We start from the raw sequence: 22,326 nt of genomic DNA, 5'->3' as shown, positions 1-22,326 counted from the left end.
CCACGACCCCGGTCCCGCCGTCCCCGTAGGCACCGGACCGGTCTCCCTCCCTCCCCCGTACAGCACGACACCAGAAGCGAGGCATCCCATGACGACAGTCGAACAGGTCGACCAGACTCCCCCGCCGCCCATGCGGCTGCGGGAGCTCGTGTTCGGAGCGGCCTGCGCCGCCGCCGTCCGCGCCGCCGCCCGCCTCGGCGTTGCCGACGCGCTCGACGACCGCCCCATGGAGGTGGACGACCTGGCGGCCGCGGTGAAGACCCAGCCGCACACGCTGCGCCGGCTGCTGCGCGCCCTGTCCTGCCAGGGCGTGTTCGTGGAGAACCCGGACGGCACCTTCGGACACACGGAGATGTCCCGGCTGCTGCGCGAGGACGACCCGCACAGCCTCCGGTACATCGCCCTGTGGTGCACCGAGCCGTGGACGTGGGCGGTCTGGCCGCAGCTCGACGAGGCGGTCCGCTCCGGCGACAACGTCTTCGAGAACGTGTACGGCCGGGAGTTCTTCGCCTACCTCAACGAGGAGGCACCCGAGTCCGCGCACGTCTTCAACCGCGCCATGACCACGTCCAGCGCGCAGTCGGCACGGGACGTCGCCGAGCTGCTCGACCTCGAGGGCGTGACCTCGGTCGCGGACATCGGCGGTGGACAGGGCCAGGTCGTGGCCAGCCTGCTGGAGAAGCACCCCGCCCTGCACGGCACGCTGCTCGACCTGCCGGGCGTGGTGGAGAACGCCGATCCGCGGCTGCGCGACGGCGGGGCGCTGGCCGAACGGGTGCGGATCGTTCCGGGCGACTGCCGCCAGGACATCCCGGTCCAGGCCGACGTGTACATCATCAAGAACATCCTGGAGTGGGACGACGAGAGCACCCGCCGGGCGCTCGCCAACGTCCGCAAGGCCGCGCGTCCCGGCGCCCGGGTCATCGTCATCGAGAACCTCGTGGACGACACCCCGTCGATGAAGTTCACGACCGCCATGGACCTGCTGCTGCTCCTGAACGTGGGCGGCGCCAAGCACACCCGGCAGAGCATGGTCGACCGCCTCACGGAAGCCGGCCTGGTCATCGGCGAGGTCCGCCCGGTGAACGCGTATCTGCACGCCTTCGAGTGCACGGTCCCCGCCTGACCCGGCCGGACGCCCTCGAAAGAACCCGGAAAACCCGAGGCCGCCGGTTCCGCTTCTCGCGGAGCCGGCGGCCTCGGGTATGTGCCGTGTCGCCCGGTCAGGAGGCGGGCTTGCGCTCCCAGGTGTAGAAGCACTGGGCCATGGCGTCCTTGGGGCTCCGCCACGTCTGCGGGTCGTACGCGCTCACGTACGCGGCCAGTTCGTCGCTCACGTTGCGGAACTCCGGGTGTCCCGCCACCTTCGCGATGGCCGGCGCCGGGTCCCGCTCGGACTCGATGAGGTGCAAGTACACATCACCGAACTGGAAGAGGCTGCGCCGGTTGACCCCGATGAGGTGCGGCAGTTCGCCGCGGTCGGAGGCGGCGAACACGTCAGAGATCGCGGGCGCCGAACCGGGCGCCATACGGGCGACGATCAGGGCGTGGTGCATCGGACGGTCCTTCCTGTGTGCCGTGGGTCAGCTGACGGGGGCGCTGCGGCGCTCCCGGGCGGCCTGCTCGATCTTGTCCCGGATGAGACCCATCTGCGTGGCGGAGTTCCGGTTGATGTTGTCCGTCATCCACTCGTCGTCCACCGGGGCCTCGGGCTTCATCGCGAAGTCCTGCACCCATCGCATGTGGGTGCCGCCCGGCGTCTGCTCGTACTCCCAGCGGATGTTCATGTGCGCGAAGGGCCCCGTCTCCACGCGGCGGGCCCGGACGGTCCGCGCGGCGCGGTCCATGGTGCGCTCCGAGACCCAGCTCCACACCTTCCCGTTCTCGTCCGGGTGCATGGTGAGGCGGAACGTCGTCGAGTCGCCGTCCCGGGAGAGGACTTCGAGCGAGGCGTACTCGCTGAACAGCTGGGGCCAGTTCTCGATGTCGTTCGTCATGTCCCAGACGAGGTCGAGAGGGGCGTCGATGGTGATGCTGTTGTCGGTGTGTCCGGGCACGTCAGGCTCCAGCCTTGAGGGTGTCGTTGACGAGGTCGAGGAACTCGCGGGGGGTCTTGCAGCGTTCGGTGTCCGGCGGGAGGGGCCGGCTGTACCGGTTCTCCAGCTCGCCGACGATGCCGAGCAGGCCCAGCGAGTCGAGTCCGAGGGTGCCGAAGGGCGCGTCGGACGCGTTCGCGAGTTCCTGGGGGTCGACGGTGATCCCGGCCGCCTTCTTCATCAGCGCGGCCAGCTCGTCGAAGGTCACTTCGGTGGTGATCATGCGTGTTCTCCTCACTTGCCGCCCGGACTAGCGGGCGGAGTCACCGCGGCGCACGACCAGCGCCGCGTTGGAGCCCATGAGTCCCCTGCTGAGGATCAGGGCGGTCCGCAGCTCGGCGGGGCGGGCGTCCGACGTCACCAGATCGAGGTCGTGGCAGACGTCGAACACGTTCGGGGTGGGGGGTACCTGGCCGTGCTCCATGGCGAGCACCGCGGCCGCGGTGTCGAGCAGGGGCGCTCCGCAGTAGGCGCGTCCGATGCCCGTCTTGGGTGCCGTGACGGGGACCCGGGTCCCGTGCGCGCCGAGGGCGTCGGCGATGGCGAGGGCCTCGGCCCGGTCGGCCTCGGGGACACCGAGGGCGTCCGCGAAGACGACGTCGATCTCCTCCGGTGCGCAGTCCGCCTCGGCGAGGGCCCCGCGGATGGCCTGCGCGAGTCCCTCCCTCGACCTCTCCCACTGGGAGGCGCCGGTGAACGTCGCCGCGTGTCCGGCCACGACGGCCCGGACGGTCGCGCCGCGTTCACGGGCACGGTGTTCGTCCTCGACGACGAACATGGCGCCGCCCTCGGCGGGAACGAAGCCGCAGGCTCCCTTGGTGAAGGGACGGTAGGCCCGAGCGGGGTCCTCGACGGTGCTGAGCTCGGGGTAGGCGAGCTGGCAGACCATCGAGTACGGGGCGAGGGGGGCCTCCGCCGCGCCGACGACCATCGCGCCGGTGCCGCGCCGGACACCGCGGGCGGCGTGGGCGACGGCGTCCAGTCCGCCCGCCTCGTCGCTCGCGACCACACCGCAGGGTCCCTTGAAGCCGCCGCGGATGGAGATCTGGCCGGTGCTGGCGGCGTAGAACCAGGCGATGGACTGGTACGGGCCGACGTACCGGGATCCCTGGCCCCACAGCTTCTGCAGTTCGCGCTGGCCGAACTCGCCGCCGCCCGATCCCGCGGCGGTGACGACGCCGATGTCGTACGCCTCCTCGGGGTCGACGTCACCGAGGCCGGCGTCGTCGAGGGCGAGGACGGTCGCGGCCATCGCGAAGTGGCTGAAGCGGTCCGTCTGGACGAGGAACCGCTCCTCGATGAGGTCCGCGGCCTCGAACGACCGGACCTCGCCCGCGACGCGCAGCGGCAGATGGCCGCAGCCCTCGCGGGTGATCCGGTCGAGGACGCCGAGGCCTTCCCTGACGGACTTCCAGTAGGAGTCGGCGGTCTGTCCGTTGGGGGCGATGACGCCGATGCCGGTGACGGCGGCGCGCCCGGGTCGCTGCGTACGCTGCGTGGTCATCGTGTCCTCCCAGCCGGCCCGGTCAGGAGCACCGCGGACTGGAACCCGCCGAAACCGCTGCCGACGGAGAGCACGTTCCTCAGCTTCCGCGGGCGGGCGGTGCGCGGCACGTAGTCCAGATCGCACTCGGGATCCGGGGTCTCGTAGTTCGCCGTGGGCGGTACGACCTGGTGCTTCAGCGCGAGGACGCAGGCGACGACCTCGATGGCACCGATCGCGCCGAGCGAGTGGCCCACCATGGATTTGATGGAACTCATGGGCGTGCCGTAGGCGTGGTCGCCCAGGGAGCGCTTGACGGCGGCGGTCTCGTGGCGGTCGTTCTGCCGGGTGCCTGAGCCGTGCGCGTTGACGTAGTCGATCAGTGTCGGGTCGAGACGGGCCTGGTCGAGCGTGGTGTCGATCGCCCGGGACATCTCCAGTCCCTCACTGGTCAGACCGGTCATGTGGTAGGCGTTGCCGTAGGTGGCGTAGCCCCCGATCTCGCAGTAGATGTGCGCACCGCGGGCCCTGGCGTGCTCGTACTCCTCCAGGATCAGTACCGCGGCGCCCTCGCCCATGACGAACCCGTTGCGGTGGGCGTCGAAGGGCCGTGAGGCGTGCTCCGGGTCGTCGTTGTCGGGCGACGTGGCCTTGATGGCGTCGAAGCAGGCCATGGTGATCGGGGAGATCGGGGAGTCGGACGCGCCGGCGATGCAGATGTCGGCCCGGCCCTCCTCGATGGTGTGGAAGGCGTAGCCGACCGCGTCGAGTCCGGAGGTGCAGCCGGTGGAGACGGTCTGCACCGGCCCCTGGGCCCCGAACTCCTCGGCGACGACCGAGGCGAGCGTGCTGGGCGAGAACGCCAGGTGCAGCTGCGGGTCGGCGGTGCGGTGGTCGACGTCCCACCGGCTGCCGCCCTCGCTGACCTTGACGTAGTCGTGTTCCAGCCGGGTGGTGCCGCCGACGGCGCTGCCCAGGGAGACGGCGACGCGCCAGGGGTCCTGCTCGGCGGTGTCGATTCCCGCGTCGCGGACGGCTTCCCCGGCGGCGACGACCGCGAACTGGATGTAGCGGTCGGCGTCGCGGACGAGCTGCGGGTCGAGTCCGTGCGCGAGCGGGTCGAAGTCGCACTCGGCGGCTATACGGGAGCGCAGTCCCGTCGGGTCGAAGAGCGTGATGCCGCGGGTCGCGGTGCGGCCGCTTGCGAGGAGATCCCAGAACGCCTTCGTCCCGGTTCCGCCCGGAGCGACCACACCGATGCCGGTGACGGCCACTCGCCGGGTCACTGTATGGCCCCACTTCGCTCGGACGGCTGTCCGTGGTCCGGCGCGGACAGGTCCGGCCCGGTGGTGGCGAACCGCGGAGCGGGCTGGCTGTCGTCCGTCTCCTCGGTGTCGACGTGGCCGAGGCTCGGACGCGGGGCGAGCGGGCCGAGGTGGAAGACCATCCGGGCCTCGGTGTCGCCGACGTTGCGGAAGCGGTGCCGCATGTTGATCGGGATGAGCAGGCCCTGGTCGGGCTGGAGGGCGAACGCCTCGCCGTCCAGGTCGACCTCGAGGGCACCGTTCACCACGAACACGAACTCCTCGGAGTACGGGTGGTAGTGCTCGCTGATGCGCTCGCCGGGCTGCATGATGGCCAGGCCCATGAAACCGCTGGTGGACCCCGCGGTGGCGGGCGTGAGCATGGCCCGGACGTCCCCGCCGCGCCTGCGGTTGGGCTCCGTCTCACTCAGGTCCACGATGCGTGGATGATTGTTGATCATGCTTGGTTCCTCCGGGTGGGGCCGGGACGCCGGTGGGACGTCCGCGGACGCTGGCGGTGGGGGTCCTCAGGAGTCCGAGGCGCTGCGGTCGGTGACGGGCAGCATGTCGGCGTGCGACAGCAGACGGTTGGTGTTGCGTTCCGTCGACAGCGCGCCTTCGACGCCGATCGCGGCTCCGTCGAGCAGACGTTCCAGCTCTGCGGCCTTCTGGGGGCCCTTGAGGCCGAGCGAGGCGACGGGGTCCTGGTCGAGCTCGCCCACGATGTCGATCAGTCGGACGACGATGTCGTCGCGCTGGAAAACGGTGCTGCGGTACACGGGGCTGTCCCGGTCGTCGGCCGCCGTCTCGTCCTGCTGGGCGAGGAACTTGGCCAGCTCCGTGCCGCAGCCCGGCCGCGCCGGGTAGTACAGCGCGTGCCGCCGCAGCCGCGCGGGCTCCTCGTGGCCGGAGACCACGTGGTGCACGGCCGGCAGCGCCGCCCGGGTGAAGAAGACGCGCGCGGAGTCCGGGTCGCTCAGGTCCCGGTCCTGCTCCAGGTACGGGTTGATGGCCTCCTCGACCGCCCGCACCTCGGGCTGGCGTGCCACGTGGCGCAGGGCCGCGAGGAGGTCGCCCTCCACCTCCACGGCGCGTACGACGCGGTTGCCGTGCATGAAGAGCGAGGTGCGGCGCAGCCGGGTGTTGTCGTCGACCTGGGCCTGCGGCGACGTGTAGCCGGCCAGCAGTTCGGCGACCTTCGACTCGGAGCCGGGCTTCACCGTGAAGGTGAGGGCGTGGCGGGCGACGCCGTCGCCGACGCGGGCCTCCACCTGCGGGGCCGGCGAGGCCGGCCGGCCGGTGAGGGCCTGGGCCGGGTGGGTCTCGCGCAGGATGCTGTAGCGCATCGACCGGGTGTCCCGGACGCAGCTGTGCATCGGCCGCACCGTCTCGACGTGCTCCTCGCTGTTCACCCAGGCGAGGAACGGGGGCGCGCTCTCCCACTCGCTGGTGATGAGCCACTGCGAGGGGTTCTCGATCGACTGGCACAGCTGGTCACTGATGTGACCGGGCACCGAGGCGACCTGGTTGCGCATGAGCTCGTACGCCTCGAGGAACTGCTCCTGGGCCCCTTCGTACAGGTCCAGCAGCAGAATCACCCGAAGCCTGGAGCCGTCGAAGGCCGACTGCGAGATACGTCCCGAGATGGTCATTCCGGCACACCTCTCCTCTTGGTCACGGAAAGCGAGGAACGACCGCGGTGTCCGAAAAGGCCGGGGCCGCCATGAGCTGATCGTTGACGCGACGTCCCGAGTGCGCGAGCCCCACGGGTCGGACGAGTGAACCGCGCGCCATCCGGGTGCCCCCGACGCGCGAACCGGTCCCCACAGGGCATGGAATCGGCATCCTCATCTCCCATCACGTCGCAGGCGACGCATGGAGGCAGTCAATGAACCGATTCGAAGGGGCCGGCGAGATCGGTCACCGCACGCCCGTCCTCATCGTCGGCGGCTCTCTGGTGGGGCTCTCCACCTCGCTCTTCCTGGGCCGTCTCGGCGTGCCGCACATCCTCGTGGAGCGTCACTCGGGCACCTCGATCCATCCCCGCGGGCGTGGCAACAACGTGCGCACCATGGAGCTCTTCCGGGCGGCCGGGGTGCAGCGGCGCATCGAGGAGGCCGCCTCGGTGCTGGCGGACAACCACGGCATCCTGCAGACGCCGACCCTGGTGGGCGACGCGGGCGAGTGGCTCTTCAAGGAGATCGACGCGGGCGGCGGCCTGGCCCGCTTCAGCCCGGGCGCCTGGTGCCTGTGCAGCCAGAACGACCTCGAACCGGTGCTGCTGGAGAGCGCCCGGGAACTGGGCGGCGATCTGCGGTTCTCCACGGAGCTGATGTCGTTCGAGCAGGACCCCGACGGGGTGACCGCGAAGGTCAAGAGCCGCGAGACCGGCGAGCACACCACGATCCGCGCGGACTACATGGTCGCGGCGGACGGACCGCGCAGTCCCGTCCGTGAGGCGCTCCGCATCGGACAGACCGGGCCGGGCGACCTGTTCCACAACGTGAGCGTCACGTTCACCTCGCGCGGCCTCGCGGAGGTCGTGGGCGACCGCCGGTTCATCGTCTGCTACCTCACCGATCCGGAGGCGGACGGCGCGCTGCTGCCGGTCGACAACAAGGAGCACTGGGTCTTCCACGCCCCCTGGCATCCCGAACAGGGGGAAACCCTGGAGGAGTTCACCGACGAGCGGTGCGTGGAGCACATCCGGCGGGCGACGGGCGTGCCGGACCTGGACGTGCGGATCACCGGACGGGCGGCCTGGCACGCGGCCGAGCGGGTCGCCGAACGGTACGCGGACCGGCGGGTGTTCCTGGCCGGCGACTCGGCGCACGAGATGTCCCCGACGGGCGCGTTCGGCTCCAACACCGGTATCCAGGACGCCCACAACCTGGCCTGGAAGCTGTCCGCGGTCATCGGGGGCTGGGCCGGCAAGGGACTGCTCGCGTCGTACGACGCCGAGCGCCGGCCGGTGGCGGAGGCGACGAGCGCACGGGCCTCGTCGCGTTCGGTCGAACACAGCCACCCGGGCTACACGCCGTCTCTCGCCGCGGGCGGCCCCGCCGGTACCGGGGCTCCCGCCGGTCCGGGCGCTGCTTCCGGTCCCGGCGGTCCGGGCGGTCCCGGCGGTTCCGGGCGGCCGGGGGGTCCCGGCGGCAGGAAGGGCGGGATCCTCAACGTGGCACTCGCCTACCGCTACCCGCGCGGTGCCGTGGTGGGCGCCGATCAGACGGCTCCGGTGGTGCCCGACGGCGTACGGCTGACGGGTGAACCCGGGACGCGGGCGCCGCACCAGTGGCTGACCCGGGCGGGCGAGCGGGTCTCCACGCTCGACCTGTACGAGCGGTCCATGGTGCTGCTCAGCTCGGCGGACGGCAGCGGCGGCTGGCACGACGCGGCCCTGGACGTGGCACGGCGGCTCGACGTCCCGCTGGACTCCTACCGGGTCGGCGGCAGGCCCGAGGCGGAGCTGGCACCGGCCGGCGACACGGACTGGGCGGAGCTGCACAGCGTCTCACGAGACGGCGCGGTGCTGGTCCGCCCCGACGGGTTCGTCGCCTGGCGGTCCGCGGGGACGTCCGACGACCCCGCCGCGGCGCTGCGGGAGGCGCTCACCACGGTCCTGGACTGCGGCTGATCCTCGTACGGACCGCGCCTCGGCGGGCGCGGAAACGGGCGGAGGCCGTATCGGTCACCCGATACGGCCTCCGGCCGACGACTTCGTAAAGTCGGGACGACAGGATTTGAACCTGCGACCCCTTGACCCCCAGTCAAGTGCGCTACCAAGCTGCGCCACGTCCCGATGCGCCGTCACCCGGTGTCCCGTGTGATCGCGCATCCGAACCCTACCGCACCTCGGTGGGTGCCTCCGCACGCACCGTCATCGTCCCAGCACAGCGGGGGTCACCGGGCCGCTCGTCAGGCGTTGGGGTCGAAGGTGATGCCGGCCGGCTTCGCCTTCACCAGGTGCGCGTTGAAGTTGCCGTCCTTGAGGCCGAACACGGCGCTGCCGAAGTTGTAGGCGCTCAACTTGTCGCGCAGCCCGGCGGGGTAGCCGTTCCAGCCGACCAGGGACGGGAACTGCCAGGTGTGCTGGTGGTTCTCCGGCGGCTCGTCGTTGGTGTTCGCGGGCCGGAAGCAGTGCGTTCCGATGCCGTCCTTGTGGTAGACGACCTTGGGGTGCGTGCCGTCCCAGCGGATCTGGTCCCGCCCGTAGACGTTGAAGTTGCCGTGGGCCGAGGTGGACACGTATTTGGCCTCGTTGTCCTGCACCCAGACCACGACGTGTTCCCAGTCGTTGCGGTGCCCGCCGAGACCGCTGCCCGCGACGGCCTGGTCCTTCTCGAAGTAGAGGCCGTACATGATGGCGCACCAGCCGTTGTTGCACTTCTCGCGGGAGTAGCCGTTGGTGTTGTCGAGGTCCCAGGAGTCGCGGCACTGGCCGTTCAGGGCGCCGGAGGGGTTGAGGCCGCCGTTGACCGTCCCGTCGGGGCCGATGGCGGGCGTCGGGTAGCAGCCGTCGGTGTCGTAGTCGAAGGCCGGCTGGAACGTCTGCTCCAGTCCGTCCGCGTTCGCGGGCAGGGCCTTGGGCGGGTCGGCGAGGGCGGTGCCCGGAAGGGCGACCACGAGCGCGACGGCGCTGCCGAAAACGAGCGAGACCCTGCGGATCCGCGAGCTTCTCTTCACTGCGTCCTCCAGATGGACCGCGGCGTGGGGGCGGGGCACACCACGCGGTCAGGTTGGCATGCCCGGATCAGCTTTCCGGGCGTGCCCGGAAAACGCCAGAGCCCGCGGGTGTCCGAGCGATGAAGGATCAGCCAATGCGGGTCCCGCGCCGGACTCTTGGGGTGATCCGGACACCGCGAGCATCCAACTCGCCCACTCCACAGCCCAGTTGCTGTCGAACCGCCGCCGGGGCAGGGGCGGCCCGGAACCGACGACCGCCGCCCCCGGAGCCGCTACTCGCCTGCGGCCCGCGGCTCCCATCCCTCGTACGCCGCCGTCAGCAGCCCCAGGACGCCGTGGGCCGTCACCTCGCGCGGGTTCGGGTACGAGTCCGCGGCCGCCTCGGCCGCCGCTCGGCTCAAGTCGGCTTCCCTCAGGCCGATCTCGGCGAGCGTGCGGGGCGCGCCGAGGTCCCCCGCGAACTGCCGCAGGGCGTGCGGCACGTCATCGGTGTCCAGCGCCCGCGACAGCGCGGCGATCGCCCCCGGCGCGGCGGACGCATTGTAGGCCAGGGCGTACGGCAGGACCACGGTGTGGGTCTCGGCGTGCGGCAGTCCGAAGGTGCCGCCGAGCACGTGGCACAGCTTGTGGTGCAGGCCCATGGTGGTCGCGCCGAGGCAGGCGCCACAGAGCCAGGCGCCGCAGAGGGCACGCCCGCGCGCCTCCGGGTCGGCCGGCGCCTCCGCCACCCCTCGCAGGGCGCAGGTCATCGCGCGGACGCCTTCCTCGGCCATCAGGGAGACGAGCGGGGAGGCGTCGGGGGCGTACAGCGCCTCGACGGCGTGCGCGAGGGCGTTGACGCCGCTGGTCACCGAGAGCGCCACCGGAAGGGCGAGGGTGAGTTCGGGGTCGTAGACGACGGAGCGCGGCTGTACGGACGGGTCGCGCCCGGTGCGCTTGGCCCCGTGCTCGGTGAGGCCCCACACGGACGTCATCTCGGAGCCGGAGTAGGTGGTGGGCACGGCGATCAACGGCAGGCCGGTGCGCAGCGCGACCGCTTTGCCGAGGCCGATCGCGGAGCCGCCGCCGACGGCGACGCAGCCGTCCGCACCCACCTCGCGCGCCGCCTCGACGGCCCGGTCGGCCACCTCCACGGGGACGTGCATCCGGGCACCCGCGTGCACTCCCGCGCAGCTGTCGCCGAGGGCGTCCGCCACCGACCGCGCGACGTCCTCGCCCCGGCTGCCGCACACCACCAGGACCCGGTGCAGACCGAGTCGCGCGGCCTCGCCCGGCGTCGCGGTCACCGCCGCGCCGGCCCGGAACACCACCCGGGCGGGCCGGGTCTCGTAGGAGAAGTCGAGCGGGCTGTCGGGGCGGGTGCTCATTCCGGCTCCAGTACAAGATCGAAGTGCGCGTGCCGGAAGGGGTTCGCGACGCCGAACTCCCGTGCCAGCGACGGGTCGTCGGTCTCGGTGAAGTCCTGCACGAGGCTCTTCTTGACGGCGAAGACGGCGTCCGACCCGAGATGCGCGCTGCCCGCCACGAAGATGTGCGTGGTGACGGGGGCGTGACCCGCGGCCGAGGCGATGAAGTGGATGTGGGCGGGGCGGTAGGGGTGACGGCCGGTGGCCTTCAGGAGGGCGCCTACCGGGCCGTCGGTGGGGATCGGGTACGGGCTCGGGACACAGGTGCGGAACCGGAAACGGCCCTCGGCGTCGGCCGTGAAGAGCCCCCGCCCGTTGCCCGGCGGCTGGACGTCCGGCTGCTGGACGTCGTAGAACCCCTCGCCGTTCGCCTGCCACACGTCGAGGACCGCGCCGGGCAGCGGAGTCCCGTCGCCCGCCAGCACCCGGCCCTCGATCACGCAGGGCTCGCCGGTGCCCGTCAGGTCGATGTCCGCGCCGAGTTCACGCGGCGGCGACGCCGTCATGTGGAACGGGCCGAGCACCGTCGACTCCGTCGCGCGCGGGTCCCGATGGCCGTTCAGGGTCTCCACGAGCATGGAGACCCCGAGTACGTCCGACAGGAGGATGAACTCCTGCCGGGTCTCGGTGCACGTGCGCCCCGTCGTCGTCAGGAAGCCGATGGCCTGTTCCCACTCCTCCATGGTCGGCTGCGTCTCCCGGACGAAGTCGTGGAGATGACGGGTGAGCGCGCCGAGCAGCCCGCGCAGCCGCGGGTCGGCCGTGCCCGCGAAGCTGTCGACGACCGCTTCGGTGATCTCGGTCGTGAAGTCCGTACCGACGCCCGTACCGACGTCCGTACTGATGTCCGTACTGATGTCCGTACTGACACCCCTGCTGAAGTCGTCCGCCATGCCGCTCCCATGGTCCGGTCCCTCGGTCGTACTGCCAGGCACGTGCACAGGCTAGAGGCCGTCCGGGCCGGAAGCGCCGAGCCGGCGCACCCGTCGCCGGTGTCCTGGCCGTCCGCCCCACGACGGCCGCGTGCGGGCCCCGACAAGCCGGGCCGACGCGCTGGATACGTGATCACCCTTTCCGTAAGGCATGGTTGACCCGAGCAACACGCACGCACCGGACGCACGGAAAGTATGATCAAGCAATGTCTGACTTGACCGAAACCACGCCCGGCTGGCTGTCCCGCGACGAACTGGAATCGGCCCGCGCCCGCATGCCGATCCTGTACGTCGAGGCGGTGCCGGTGCGCGTCGACGACAACGGCGAAGTCACCCACATCGGGCTCCTGCTCCGCATCGGTCCGGACGGGACGGTCAGCCGCACCCTCGTCTCCGGCCGGGTGCTGCACCACGAGCGGGTCCGCGACGCGCTGCTGCGCCACCTGGAGAAGGACCTCGGCCCGGTGGCGCTCCCCCGGGTTCCCGCCTCCCTGCAGCCGTTCACGGTCGCCGAGTACTTCCCGACGCTCGGTGTCACGCCGTTCCACGACCCGCGTCAGCACGCGGTGTCGCTGGCCTACATCGTCCCGGTGACCGGCGACTGCCGTCCCCGGCAGGACGCGCTCGACCTGGTCTGGTTCAGCCCCGAGGAGGCGTCTTCGGCGATGGTCGCGGACGAGATGCCCGGCGGCCACGGAGTGCTGCTGCGGCAGGCTCTCGCCCACGTCGGCTGCCTGTCCTGACATCCGCGGGCGCCCGTTCCCGACCGGGGGCCGGTATCGGTCCCGATCCGGCCCACCGGACGGCGACGGCGCACGGGGACACCCGGAACGAAGGGGCACGGGGACACGGGGCGACGGGGAAACGGAAAAGGCCGTCTTCTCGTGAGTGAGAAAACGGCCTCCGACCTGCTCGAGAGCTGGTCGGGACGACAGGATTTGAACCTGCGACCCCTTGACCCCCAGTCAAGTGCGCTACCAAGCTGCGCCACGTCCCGGTGCGTTCCCGCGCGGTGAACCGCGCGATCGTGCGAACAGAACTTTACCCCACGTCGGGGGCTGCCCCGCAGGGGGCGCGGAGAGCGGGACAATCGGAGCATGAGCGGACCATCACCGACACCACGGACACCGCGGGCCGGCGGACGAGACCGGGACCCCGAGGGCCGGGCGCGCAACGCACGGCCCCGTGACGGCCTCGGCCGCCCCCTGCCGTACGGATCGGCCGGGGTGGAGCGCCAGCCGGAGGGCGTCGTGCGCGCACCCGAGGAGTCGGTCACCGAGGCCCAGACCCTGCTGGACGCGGGACGGCCCTTCCACGCGCACGAGGTGTTCGAGGACGCCTGGAAGTCCGGTCCGGACGACGAGCGGGGGCTCTGGCGCGGGCTGGCACAGCTCGCCGTGGGGCTCACCCACGCGGCCCGCGGGAACACGACGGGCGGCGCCCGGCTGCTGCGGCGCGGCGCCGGGGCCGTCGAGGAGTGGGGTACGGAGTCCGGCCGGGTCCGGCCCCACGATCTGCGGCTCACCGAACTCGTCGGCTGGGCACGGGAGTTGGCGGACTCGGTGGAGCGCGACGGCGGCCCGGTCGACGCGGTGGCGTCCTCCCCGCGGCTGCGCGGGCCGGCCGGCTGACGCGGAGCCGGACGCGGTGCGTCCGGCGTCCCGGGCGTGGGGCAGACTCCGGGGGTGCGAAAGATTCATGTCATCGGCATCGGAGCGGGCGACCCCGAGCAGCTCACCCTGCAGGCGGTCAAGGCGCTGAGGAGCACGGACGTGTTCTTCATCCTGGACAAGGGCGAGGTGAAGTCCGACCTGGTCCGGCTGCGCCGCGACATCCTCGAGGCGCACGTGCCGGAGGGGACGTACCGCCTGGTCGAGGCGCGTGACCCGGACCGCGACCGGACGGCGGGCGGTGCGGCGTACTCGCCGGCCGTCGGGGACTGGCGCAGCGCCCGCGGCGCCATCTACGAGCGGCTGATCGCCGAGGAACTGGGCGAGGACGAGAGCGGCGCGTTCCTGGTGTGGGGTGATCCCGCGCTGTACGACAGCACGCTCGGCATCCTGGAGGAGATCCAGGAGCGGGAGACCGTGGCGTTCTCGTACGACGTGGTGCCCGGCATCAGCAGTGTCTCGGCGCTCGTCGCCCGGCACCGGACCGGTCTGAACCGGGTCGGCAGGCCCGTGCAGATCACCACCGGACGGCGCCTCGCGGAGGGCTTCCCCGAGGGCGTCGACGACGTGGTCGTGATGCTCGACGCGCAGCGGACGTTCCGGCGGTACGCGGACCAGGACGTCGACATCTACTGGGGCGCCTACATCGGCACCCCCGACGAGATCCTCGCGTCCGGACCGCTGGCCGAGACGGCACCCCGGATCGAGCGGCTGCGCGCCGAGGCCCGGGAGCGCAAGGGCTGGATCATGGACACCTACCTGCTGCGCCGGAATCCGCGGGACTAGGGCCCGTCGTTCGGCCGACGCCCGTCGTTTCGGATCAGGCGGCGGGACGGGCGTGCGGGGGGCCGGGACGCTCCTGCCACGGCCCGTACGCCGGGCGGGTGATCCCGCATGCACGGAGAGCCCACCGGTGTGAGGGTGGCGGGTGTGACGATCACCGAGGATACGGCGCCACCCGCGGCGGATGCGCCCGGACCGCCGGTGCTGGACGGCCGGCGCCGCAACATCGTCTTCGCGACGATCGTGCTGGGCATCCTCCTCGCCGCGCTCGACCAGACGATCGTGGGCACCGCGCTGCCGACGATCGTGTCGGACCTGGGCGGCGCGGCGCACATGTCGTGGGTGGTGACGGCGTATCTGCTGGCCGAGACCGTGGCGACGGTGCTGGTCGGCAAGTTCGGTGACCTGTTCGGCCGCAAGGTGGTCTTCCAGGCGTCGGCGATCATCTTCATCACCGGTTCGTTCCTGTGCGGCCTCGCCACGAACATGACGCTCCTGATCTCCTGGCGGGCGTTGCAGGGCATCGGCGCGGGCGGTCTGATGGTGACCGCGATGGCCCTGATCGCGGACGTCATCCCGCTGCGCGAGCGGGGCAAGTACCAGGGTGCGATCGGCGCGGTCTTCGGCGTGGCCACGGTCATCGGACCGCTGCTCGGCGGGCTGTTCACGGACCACCTCACCTGGCGGTGGGCGTTCTACATCAACGTGCCCATCGCGATCCTCGTGGTGATCGCGGCGGCCCGCACCATCCCCGTGGTGAAGTCGGCGGCCCGGCCCGTGATCGACTACCTGGGCATCGCGCTCGTCGCGGTCGGCGCGAGCGCGCTGATCCTCGGGACGAGTTGGGGCGGCAACCAGTACGCCTGGGGATCGCCGGCCATCATCGGCCTGTTCGTGGGCGGTCTGGTCGCGCTCGGCCTGTTCTGCTGGGTGGAGACGCGCGCGGCCCAGCCGATGCTGCCGATGCGGCTGTTCTCCAACCCCGTCTTCACGGTGTGCTCGATCCTCAGCTTCATCGTGGGCTTCGCGATGCTCGGCGCGATGACGTTCCTGCCGACGTATCTGCAGTACGTCGACGGGGACTCGGCCACGATCTCCGGTGTCCGGACGCTGCCACTGGTGGTGGGACTGCTCATCGCCTCGATCTTCAGCGGCAACGTGGTCAGCAAGACCGGGCAGTACCGGATCTTCCCCATCGTCGGTTCCCTCGTGATGGCGCTCGGGCTGTATCTGATGTCCCTGATGGGCCCGGACACGGGGACCTGGCTGGAGTCCCTGTACATGTTCGTGCTCGGCACCGGCATCGGACTGTCCATGCAGGTCCTGACGATCGCCGTGCAGAACACCGTGGAGTACACCGACCTCGGCACGGCGACCTCCGGTGTCACCTTCTTCCGTACGCTCGGCAGCTCGTTCGGTACGGCCGTCTTCGGGACGATCTACACCAACGCGCTGAAGCCGAACCTGGCCGACGGCGTACGGTCGGCCGCGGCGTCCGGCGCGGCGCCGCCCGCTGTCGTCGCCCGGGCGGCGCAGAGCCCGGAGGCGTTGCACAGGCTGCCCGCCCGGGCGGCGCGGCCCATCATCGAGGCGTACGCCGACACCATCCACACGGTGTTCCTGTGGACGGTTCCGGTGGCGCTCCTCGGGTTCGTGGTCGCGCTCTTCCTCAAGCAGGTGGAGCTGCGGGACAGCGCCCGGCTGGGTTCGACGGACATGGGCGAGGGGTTCGCGTCGCCGGCCGGCACCGACTCCCAGCGGGTGCTGGAGGCGTCCGTCGGGAAGATCATCGGGAGCACCGAGATGGCGACCGCCCGCCGGATCGTCGACGAGTCGGACACCCGGCTGGACGTGGCGGGCGCCTGGGCCGTGATGCAGGTGGAGCTGTTCACCCGGATGGTCGGCCACGCCAACCTCAACCTGATCGCCGGCCGGCGCCATCTGCCGCCCGAGGTCCTCGTGCCGGTGTTCAGCCGGATGGTCGAGGAGGGCTATCTCACCCGGCACGGCTCGCTCTTCTCCCACACGGCGGCCGGTGAGCGCGAGGCACGCGTGATCGGCAAGGCCTGGGGCATGTGGCTCGCGGAACGCGTCGAGCAGGACGTCGGCCGGCCGTCCGGTACAGAACTGCGCGCCGCCGTCGACACCATCGCCAAGCGCCTGCTGGTCGAGGATCTCACCCAGGGGCTGCCCGATCGGTCGCGGGAGCTGGAACCGGCCTCGACGGGCTGACCGTGGCCCGAGCCCTGCTGGGGCGCGCCGGCGGTCCCGGGCACGCCCCCGTCGTCGCGAGTCAGGGAGCCAGGCGGAAGACCCCGTAGGAGAACGGCGCGGTGGTGATCGTTCCGTCGGCGTGTGCCTCGACGCCGCGCGCGAGCAGAGCCGGGCCGACGGTCACACCACTGAGCGTGCAGCTCTCCGGACGCCCGCTGGGGTTGACGGCCACGAGATACGAGTCACCGCGCGTGTAGACCAGCGGATAGCCGGAGTTGAGCACGTCGACCGGTCCGTGCGTGCCCAGTTCCCGGTGTTCGCGCCGGAGCCGGATCAGGGCGCGCACCTGGTGCAGCAGGGAGCCGGCGTCGTCCCGCTGCGCGGCAACGGACGGCCGGTCGGCGGCCGGGTCGAGGGGCAGGTACAGGTCCCCCTCGGGCGCCGTGGAGAAGCCCGCGTTGGGTCCGTCGTCCCACTGCATCGGCGTACGGGAGCCCTGGCGTGCCTCGTCGCCGAGCTGACTGCCCTCCTTGCCCGGCAGCCCCGGCAGATACCGCATGCCGATCTCGTCGCCGTAGTAGATGACGGGCAGCGAGGGCCAGGTGAGCTGGAAGGCGAAGGCGGGCGCCACCATGTCCCGGGTGCGGGTGCCGCAGACCAGCCGGGAGAAGTCGTGGTTGGCGGTGGGGAGTGCCACGTATCCCGCTCCCGCGATGGCCGTGTCGGCCTCGCGCCAGGCGTCGAGGAACTCCCGCATCGAACCGTCTCCGTCGGGCCCGAAGAAGCAGGGGTCCTCGCCCCAGACCGGGTTGTGGCTCCCCTGGGCGTTGCCCCACAGCGAGCGCAGCGGGCGGCCGACGAAGTGGAGGAAGAAGTCGGCGTGGATCCCGGCGGGTACGGAGGTCTTGGGGTCTCCCCACTCGGAGAGCAGGGCCCGGTCCGGATAGGCCTCGTCCATCCAGGCCCGCGTCTCGCGCCACAGGGCGGCGGTGGCCGAGCGGTCGGGGTCGTCCTTCACCAGGGAGAACGCCATGTCCACGCGGAAGCCCGCGACACCGCGGTCGAACCAGTACGCCATGATCTCGCGCAGTGCCGCCCGGTTGGCCCGCGGGCCCGGGGCGTCGACCGGCAGGCGCCACGGCTCGGCCGGGTCCGGGCGCGCGTAGCCGAAGTTGAGGGCGGGCTGGACGGGATAGAAGTTGGGCAGGTAGTACCCGGGCCGGGTGCCCGGTGAGGGGACCCAGGCGGGGCTCGGGGCCTCGGGGGTGCCGGCCCAGATGTAGCGGTCGTCGCCGGGATCGTCGGCCGAGGCCCTGAACCACGGGTGCTGGTCGGAGGTGTGTCCGGCGACCAGGTCCAGCATGACCCGGATGCCGCGCGAGCGGGCCTGCTCGACGAGGGTGTCCAGGTCGTGGTTCGTGCCGTAGCGGGGTGCGACGGTCCGGTAGTCGCTGACGTCGTATCCGGCGTCCGCGAAGGGCGAGGCGAACAGCGGGCTGAGCCAGACGGTGTCGACGCCGAGCCACTCCAGGTATTCCAGCCGGCGCAGCACGCCGGGCAGGTCCCCGATGCCGTCCCCGTCGGTGTCGGCGTAGGTCTGCGGGTAGATCTGGTACATCACCGCGTCCGCCAGCCAGGCGGGCGGCGGTTGGATGTCCGCCATGGATGCGGCCCTTCTCTCAGACGTCGGCAGGGCAGGACGCGGCCACGGTGAGCGGGCGCGCCGCGTCGGGTCAACGGGGCGGGAGGCGCCTTCCCAGAGCGCTTCGGAAGAGACGTGAAGCAGGAGTCGGAAAGATCGGCCGCGTTCCTCGGCGGCCGACGAGTCACGACTGCCCCGGCGGGGCGGCCTGACTCAGCGCAGGAGCAGTTGGATTCCGCCCACCACCGTCGCGGCGATCACCAGACGTTCGAAGAGCAGCTGGTTGATCCGGTTCACGGCCCACTTCCCGAGGAACGCGCCCGGTACGACGAAGACGGCCAGCGCGGCGTCCAGCAGCAGCGAGTGGCCGTCGATCAGACCGAGTCCCGCGCTGAAGGGCAGCTTGGACACGTTGACGATCAGGAAGAAGAAGGCGGAGGTGCCGAGGAAGCCGAGCTTGCGGAAGCCCGCCGAGAGGAGATACATCGACATCACCGGGCCGCCCGCGTTGGCGACCATGGTGGTGAACCCGCCGAGCACGCCGTAGGAGCGGGCCTTGACCCGGCCCGCGCGCGTGACGACGGCGTCGGGTTCGTCGTCCTGGACGGCAGCCCTGCGGCGCCACACCGTGACCGCCGCCATCAGCAGCAGGATGGCGCCGATCGAGGTCCGGACGACCGCGTCGTCCGCCCACACCAGGAAGACCGTGCCGAGGACGACTCCGGCGGCGACCGCCGGGAACAGCCGCCACAGGGTGGGCCAGTGGGCGTGGCGCCGGTAGGTGAGGACGGCGAGGACGTCGCCGACGATCAGGATGGGCAGCAGGACGCCGGTCGAGGCGCGGGCGGGCAGCACGGCGGCGAAGATCGCCAGGCTGACCGTGTTGGCCCCGCTGACGGCGGTCTTGGAGAAGCCGACGAGCACGGCCGCGGCGGCCAGGGCGGCGAACTCCCAACTGGATATGTGCCAGAGCGTCATCGTGTTCATGCGGTGACCGATGCTATGCCCACGCAACTCGCCCGCGTAAGGAGCGTCTCGGCAGATGACCGCGGGCCCTGGGGCCGGGCGGAACGGGGGCGCCGGTTCAGGCCGTGTAGCGCGTGCGCAGCTCCCGCTTGAGGACCTTCATGCTCGGGCCGAGGGGCATCTCGTCGGCGAACTCCAGGCGGCGCGGGTACTTGTGACGGCCCAGATGGTCCTTGGACCAGTCGGCGATCTCGGCCGCGTCGGCCGTGGCGCCCTCGGCGCGGACCACGACCGCGCACACCTCCTCGCCGTGCAGTTCGTCCGGCAGGCCGATCACCGCGACCTGGGCGACCGCGGGATGCCGCATCAGCACTTCCTCGACCTCGCGCGGGTAGATGTTGTAGCCGCCCCGGATGATGACGTCCTTCTTGCGGTCGACGATCCGCAGGAAGCCGTCGTCGTCCTTGGTGCCGAGGTCACCGGTGCGGAACCAGCCGTCGACCACGGCCTCCGCGGTGGCCTCGGGCCGGCCGAGGTAGCCGGAGAAGACGTTGTGGCCGCGGATGACGACCTCGCCCAGTTCACCCGGGGGCAGCAGTTCGATCCGTCCCTCGACCTCCGACCGCGCGATCTCCACGTCGACGCCCCACAGGGGGTGGCCGATGGTGCCGGGCCTGGTGCCGAACAGCGGCTGGTTGACGGAGGCGGTCGGCGAGGTCTCCGACAGCCCGTAGCCCTCGTAGATCCGCGCGCCGAACGCGGCCTCGAAGCGCTCCAGGACCGCGACGGGCAGCGAGGCGCCGCCCGAGATGCAGACGCGCAGGTCGGGCAGGACCGCCGCGCCCGCCGCCGCTGCCGCCAGGGCGACGTACATCGTCGGGACGCCGTGGAAGGTGTTGACGCCTTCCTCCACCATCAGTTCGATCGCGCGCGCCGCGTCGAAACGCGGCAGCAGGACGAGGGTGGCGCCCGCGCGCCAGGTGGAGTTGAGGGACACGGTCTGGCCGAAGGCGTGGAAGAGCGGCAGGGCCCCGAGGGCGATGTCGTCGGGGCGGATGTCGTTGGCGTCGAAGGCGTTGACCGTCGCGTTCATCACCAGGTTGAAGTGGCTGAGCACGGCGCCCTTGGGGACACCGGTGGTGCCGCTGGTGTAGAAGACCACGGCGGGGTCGTCGGCGTCCCGGGTGACGTAGGAGGTGAGCGGCTCGGCGTCCGCCGCGAGCTCCTCGAACTCGGCCCCGAGCGTGACGACCCGGACCCCGAGGGCCCGCGCGGCGGCCGCGCCCGTCGCCTCCTGGGCCGGGTGGCAGAGCAGCAGGATGGCCCCGCTGTCCTTCAGTACGTGCTCGACCTCGGGGGCCGACAGGAGCAGGTGCACGGGGACGACCACGCCGCCGGCCGCCGCGATCGCGTAGTAGGCGTGCGGGAACTCCGCCGTGTTGGGCGCCATCAGGGCGACGCGGTCCCCGGGCCGCACGCCGAGACCGGTGAGCGCGCCGGCCTGGGCCAGCGCGGACCGCCACACCTCGCCGAACGTGAGACGCAGGCCGCCCTCGACGAGCGCCGTCTTCGAGGGGCGGCGCCGGGCGTTCTCGGCGAGGATCGCGGCGAGGGACAGGGTTGCCATGGCGGGTGGCTCCGTTTCTTGCTGGTGCGGCTCTGGACCGGAGAGGGCGGGGCGGGCCCGGCGCCCGTACGCCGCGGCGTACGTCGGCCCGGGCCCCCGGGCGTGCGGAGGCGGCCGGTGTCAGTGGCGCTCGACCAGGACCGCGCTGCCCTGCCCGACCCCGACGCACATCGTGGCCAGGCCGCGCCCGGCGCCGGTGCGGCGCATGCGGTGCAGCAGGGTGGTGAGGATGCGGGCGCCCGAACAGCCGAGGGGATGGCCGAGGGCGATGGCGCCGCCGGTCGGGTTGACGAGGTCGGGGTCGATGCCGAGGAGGTCGACGCAGGCGAGGGCCTGGGCGGCGAACGCCTCGTTGAACTCGGCCTCCTGGATGTCGTCGACGCTCCAGCCGACGCGCGCGAGGGCCTTGCGGGTCGCGGGCACCGGGCCGATGCCCATGACGTCCGGGTCGACTCCGGCGGAGGCTCCGGCGACGTACCGGCCCAGCGACTCCAGGTGGAGTTCGTTCAGGACCTCCTCGCTGACGAGGAGCACGCCGGCCGCTCCGTCGTTCATCGGCGAGGCGTTGCCCGCGGTGACGGTGCCGCCCGCGCGGAACACCGGCTTGAGGCGGGACAGCTTGTCGAGCGAGGTGTCCTCACGGACGCATTCGTCGCGGTCGACGACCACGCCGTCGGGGCGCTCCACGGGCAGCAGTTCGGCGTCGAAGTGACCGTTCTTGCGGGCGTCCGCCGCGCGCTGGTGGCTGCGGAGCGCGAAGGTGTCCTGCCGCTCGCGCGAGACCCCGTACCGTTCGGCGACCTCCTCGGCCGTCTCTCCCATCGACAGCACCCCGTGCAGGTCCTTCATCGCGGGGTTGACCAGCCGCCAGCCGAGCCGGGTGTCGACCGTCTCGATGCGGTGCGGCAGCGCCTCGTCCGGGCGCGGCAGGACGAAGGGAGCGCGGCTCATCGACTCGGAACCGCCGGCGAGCACGATGTCGGCCTCGCCGGAGGCGATGGCACGGGCGGCCGTCGTGACGGCTTCGAGGCCGGAGGCGCACAGCCGGTTGACGGTGGCGCCGGGCACGCTGTCGGGCAGCCCGGCGAGCAGCGCGGCCATACGGGCGACGTTGCGGTTGTCCTCGCCCGCCTGGTTGGCGGCGCCCCAGTAGACGTCGTCGACGCGGGCCGGGTCGAGCGTGGGCACCTCGGCGACCAGGCCGCGGATGACGCTCGCGGCCAGGTCGTCGGGCCGCACGGAGGACAGGGCTCCGCGCAGCTTGCCGATGGGCGTGCGGCGGGCGGCCGCGAAGTGGACGGGACGCACGACAGGACTCCTGACGGACAACGACATTAATTAGCACTGCTAGTTTTGGACTATAGACCGCCACCCGGCCCTTGGGAAGATCCGCCGGCGGCCGGTATCCGCCCATCCGTCCCGGCGCCCGGTGCCCGCATGGAGCGGGCGACGTTGGGCAGGCGGTGGATCGGGACGGCGCGCCGGGACACCGCCCGCCGCCCGCGCCACGAGACAGA

At 71.8% G+C, this 22,326-nt stretch carries 20 protein-coding genes and 2 tRNA genes; 6 read left to right on the top strand and 16 right to left on the bottom strand.

The features are described from left to right. The first annotated feature begins 88 nt into the window (after window positions 1-88). The gene (locus tag ABZT74_RS30950; RefSeq protein WP_356164490.1) at window positions 89-1,126 is read left to right on the top strand and encodes a methyltransferase; all 1,038 of its coding nucleotides are present in this window, start codon (window positions 89-91) and stop codon (window positions 1,124-1,126) included. A 97-nt stretch (window positions 1,127-1,223) separates the two neighbouring features. On the opposite strand, the gene ABZT74_RS30945 is transcribed toward ABZT74_RS30950, so the two are convergent. The 7 genes from ABZT74_RS30945 to ABZT74_RS30915 all read right to left on the bottom strand — a co-directional run bounded on the left by ABZT74_RS30945 (window position 1,224) and on the right by ABZT74_RS30915 (window position 6,535). Further along, on the bottom strand, window positions 1,224-1,556 hold the full coding sequence (locus ABZT74_RS30945; protein ID WP_355871032.1) for a TcmI family type II polyketide cyclase: 333 nt from the start codon (window positions 1,554-1,556) through the stop codon (window positions 1,224-1,226). 27 nt (window positions 1,557-1,583) lie between these two features. After that, window positions 1,584-2,057 (bottom strand): SRPBCC family protein, encoded by a 474-nt coding sequence (locus ABZT74_RS30940; protein WP_355871029.1) that lies wholly within the window; start codon window positions 2,055-2,057, stop codon window positions 1,584-1,586. Window position 2,058: 1 nt separating this feature from the next. Continuing rightward, window positions 2,059-2,319, bottom strand: a complete 261-nt coding sequence (locus ABZT74_RS30935; RefSeq protein WP_355871026.1) for a phosphopantetheine-binding protein — start codon at window positions 2,317-2,319, stop codon at window positions 2,059-2,061. A gap of 27 nt (window positions 2,320-2,346) precedes the next feature. Further along, window positions 2,347-3,600 (bottom strand): ketosynthase chain-length factor, encoded by a 1,254-nt coding sequence (locus ABZT74_RS30930; RefSeq protein ID WP_356440347.1) that lies wholly within the window; start codon window positions 3,598-3,600, stop codon window positions 2,347-2,349. Continuing rightward, entirely contained in the window at window positions 3,597-4,865 is a 1,269-nt protein-coding gene (locus ABZT74_RS30925; protein ID WP_355871020.1) for a beta-ketoacyl-[acyl-carrier-protein] synthase family protein, read from the bottom strand. Before ABZT74_RS30925 ends, ABZT74_RS30930 begins: the two co-directional genes overlap by 4 nt. Continuing rightward, the gene (locus tag ABZT74_RS30920) at window positions 4,862-5,344 is read right to left on the bottom strand and encodes a cupin domain-containing protein (protein ID WP_355871017.1); all 483 of its coding nucleotides are present in this window, start codon (window positions 5,342-5,344) and stop codon (window positions 4,862-4,864) included. Before ABZT74_RS30920 ends, ABZT74_RS30925 begins: the two co-directional genes overlap by 4 nt. A gap of 66 nt (window positions 5,345-5,410) precedes the next feature. Beyond that, window positions 5,411-6,535 carry a SchA/CurD-like domain-containing protein gene (locus ABZT74_RS30915; RefSeq protein WP_356440344.1) on the bottom strand — a complete coding sequence of 375 codons (1,125 nt, stop codon included), beginning with the start codon at window positions 6,533-6,535 and terminating at the stop codon, window positions 5,411-5,413. Between the two features lie 236 nt (window positions 6,536-6,771). Between ABZT74_RS30915 and ABZT74_RS30910 the strand changes: the two genes are divergently transcribed. Further along, window positions 6,772-8,520: an FAD-dependent monooxygenase gene (locus ABZT74_RS30910; RefSeq protein ID WP_356440342.1), complete on the top strand. Its 1,749-nt coding sequence runs from the start codon at window positions 6,772-6,774 to the stop codon at window positions 8,518-8,520. A 91-nt stretch (window positions 8,521-8,611) separates the two neighbouring features. Here ABZT74_RS30910 and ABZT74_RS30905 read toward each other — a convergent pair. The 4 genes from ABZT74_RS30905 to ABZT74_RS30890 all read right to left on the bottom strand — a co-directional run bounded on the left by ABZT74_RS30905 (window position 8,612) and on the right by ABZT74_RS30890 (window position 11,910). After that, window positions 8,612-8,685 (bottom strand) — tRNA-Pro (locus tag ABZT74_RS30905). A gap of 116 nt (window positions 8,686-8,801) precedes the next feature. Next, window positions 8,802-9,569 (bottom strand): NPP1 family protein, encoded by a 768-nt coding sequence (locus ABZT74_RS30900; protein WP_356440340.1) that lies wholly within the window; start codon window positions 9,567-9,569, stop codon window positions 8,802-8,804. A gap of 272 nt (window positions 9,570-9,841) precedes the next feature. Then, window positions 9,842-10,936 carry a maleylacetate reductase gene (locus tag ABZT74_RS30895; protein WP_356440336.1) on the bottom strand — a complete coding sequence of 365 codons (1,095 nt, stop codon included), beginning with the start codon at window positions 10,934-10,936 and terminating at the stop codon, window positions 9,842-9,844. After that, the gene (locus ABZT74_RS30890; protein WP_356440333.1) at window positions 10,933-11,910 is read right to left on the bottom strand and encodes a dioxygenase; all 978 of its coding nucleotides are present in this window, start codon (window positions 11,908-11,910) and stop codon (window positions 10,933-10,935) included. The genes ABZT74_RS30895 and ABZT74_RS30890 overlap by 4 nt, the downstream gene beginning before the upstream one ends. Window positions 11,911-12,113: 203 nt before the next feature. Here ABZT74_RS30890 and ABZT74_RS30885 point away from each other — a divergent pair, with 203 nt between their 5' ends. Next, window positions 12,114-12,650: an NUDIX hydrolase family protein gene (locus ABZT74_RS30885; RefSeq protein ID WP_203659731.1), complete on the top strand. Its 537-nt coding sequence runs from the start codon at window positions 12,114-12,116 to the stop codon at window positions 12,648-12,650. 177 nt (window positions 12,651-12,827) lie between these two features. Here ABZT74_RS30885 and ABZT74_RS30880 read toward each other — a convergent pair. After that, window positions 12,828-12,904 (bottom strand) — tRNA-Pro (locus ABZT74_RS30880). A gap of 100 nt (window positions 12,905-13,004) precedes the next feature. Here ABZT74_RS30880 and ABZT74_RS30875 point away from each other — a divergent pair. From ABZT74_RS30875 to ABZT74_RS30865, 3 genes are all read left to right on the top strand, one after another. After that, window positions 13,005-13,538 carry a DUF309 domain-containing protein gene (locus tag ABZT74_RS30875; RefSeq protein ID WP_356440329.1) on the top strand — a complete coding sequence of 178 codons (534 nt, stop codon included), beginning with the start codon at window positions 13,005-13,007 and terminating at the stop codon, window positions 13,536-13,538. Between the two features lie 54 nt (window positions 13,539-13,592). After that, window positions 13,593-14,363 carry a precorrin-6A synthase (deacetylating) gene (cobF, locus tag ABZT74_RS30870; RefSeq protein WP_356164500.1) on the top strand — a complete coding sequence of 257 codons (771 nt, stop codon included), beginning with the start codon at window positions 13,593-13,595 and terminating at the stop codon, window positions 14,361-14,363. 144 nt (window positions 14,364-14,507) lie between these two features. Further along, window positions 14,508-16,592, top strand: coding sequence for an MDR family MFS transporter (locus ABZT74_RS30865; RefSeq protein ID WP_356440326.1), 2,085 nt, complete (start codon window positions 14,508-14,510; stop codon window positions 16,590-16,592). Between the two features lie 61 nt (window positions 16,593-16,653). Here ABZT74_RS30865 and ABZT74_RS30860 read toward each other — a convergent pair whose 3' ends face one another. The 4 genes from ABZT74_RS30860 to ABZT74_RS30845 all read right to left on the bottom strand — a co-directional run bounded on the left by ABZT74_RS30860 (window position 16,654) and on the right by ABZT74_RS30845 (window position 22,117). Next, window positions 16,654-18,237 carry an alpha-amylase family glycosyl hydrolase gene (locus tag ABZT74_RS30860; RefSeq protein WP_356440323.1) on the bottom strand — a complete coding sequence of 528 codons (1,584 nt, stop codon included), beginning with the start codon at window positions 18,235-18,237 and terminating at the stop codon, window positions 16,654-16,656. A 192-nt stretch (window positions 18,238-18,429) separates the two neighbouring features. Then, window positions 18,430-19,203 (bottom strand): sulfite exporter TauE/SafE family protein, encoded by a 774-nt coding sequence (locus ABZT74_RS30855; protein WP_355870988.1) that lies wholly within the window; start codon window positions 19,201-19,203, stop codon window positions 18,430-18,432. Between the two features lie 97 nt (window positions 19,204-19,300). Beyond that, window positions 19,301-20,809, bottom strand: coding sequence for a long-chain fatty acid--CoA ligase (locus ABZT74_RS30850; RefSeq protein ID WP_356440319.1), 1,509 nt, complete (start codon window positions 20,807-20,809; stop codon window positions 19,301-19,303). A 120-nt stretch (window positions 20,810-20,929) separates the two neighbouring features. Beyond that, the gene (locus ABZT74_RS30845; protein WP_356440316.1) at window positions 20,930-22,117 is read right to left on the bottom strand and encodes a thiolase family protein; all 1,188 of its coding nucleotides are present in this window, start codon (window positions 22,115-22,117) and stop codon (window positions 20,930-20,932) included. Window positions 22,118-22,326 lie beyond the last annotated feature (209 nt).

This window comes from Streptomyces sp. NPDC005302 (genome assembly GCF_040607345.1).
In the GTDB taxonomy this organism is placed as follows: domain Bacteria; phylum Actinomycetota; class Actinomycetes; order Streptomycetales; family Streptomycetaceae; genus Streptomyces.
Note: the sequence above shows the minus strand (reverse complement) of the source record. Positions and strands in the feature narration are given on the sequence as shown.

Excerpts from the sequence above, each read along its gene's own strand:
- ABZT74_RS30950 (WP_356164490.1), top strand. The coding sequence starts at position 89 with ATGACGACAGTCGAACAGGTCGACCAGACTCCCCCGCCGCCCATGCGG.
- ABZT74_RS30945 (WP_355871032.1), bottom strand. The coding sequence starts at position 1,556 with ATGCACCACGCCCTGATCGTCGCCCGTATGGCGCCCGGTTCGGCGCCC.
- ABZT74_RS30935 (WP_355871026.1), bottom strand. The coding sequence starts at position 2,319 with ATGATCACCACCGAAGTGACCTTCGACGAGCTGGCCGCGCTGATGAAG.
- ABZT74_RS30930 (WP_356440347.1), bottom strand. The coding sequence starts at position 3,600 with ATGACCACGCAGCGTACGCAGCGACCCGGGCGCGCCGCCGTCACCGGC.
- ABZT74_RS30920 (WP_355871017.1), bottom strand. The coding sequence starts at position 5,344 with ATGATCAACAATCATCCACGCATCGTGGACCTGAGTGAGACGGAGCCC.
- ABZT74_RS30915 (WP_356440344.1), bottom strand. The coding sequence starts at position 6,535 with ATGACCATCTCGGGACGTATCTCGCAGTCGGCCTTCGACGGCTCCAGG.
- ABZT74_RS30910 (WP_356440342.1), top strand. The coding sequence starts at position 6,772 with ATGAACCGATTCGAAGGGGCCGGCGAGATCGGTCACCGCACGCCCGTC.
- ABZT74_RS30895 (WP_356440336.1), bottom strand. The coding sequence starts at position 10,936 with ATGAGCACCCGCCCCGACAGCCCGCTCGACTTCTCCTACGAGACCCGG.
- ABZT74_RS30885 (WP_203659731.1), top strand. The coding sequence starts at position 12,114 with ATGTCTGACTTGACCGAAACCACGCCCGGCTGGCTGTCCCGCGACGAA.
- ABZT74_RS30875 (WP_356440329.1), top strand. The coding sequence starts at position 13,005 with ATGAGCGGACCATCACCGACACCACGGACACCGCGGGCCGGCGGACGA.
- ABZT74_RS30860 (WP_356440323.1), bottom strand. The coding sequence starts at position 18,237 with ATGGCGGACATCCAACCGCCGCCCGCCTGGCTGGCGGACGCGGTGATG.
- ABZT74_RS30855 (WP_355870988.1), bottom strand. The coding sequence starts at position 19,203 with ATGAACACGATGACGCTCTGGCACATATCCAGTTGGGAGTTCGCCGCC.
- ABZT74_RS30850 (WP_356440319.1), bottom strand. The coding sequence starts at position 20,809 with ATGGCAACCCTGTCCCTCGCCGCGATCCTCGCCGAGAACGCCCGGCGC.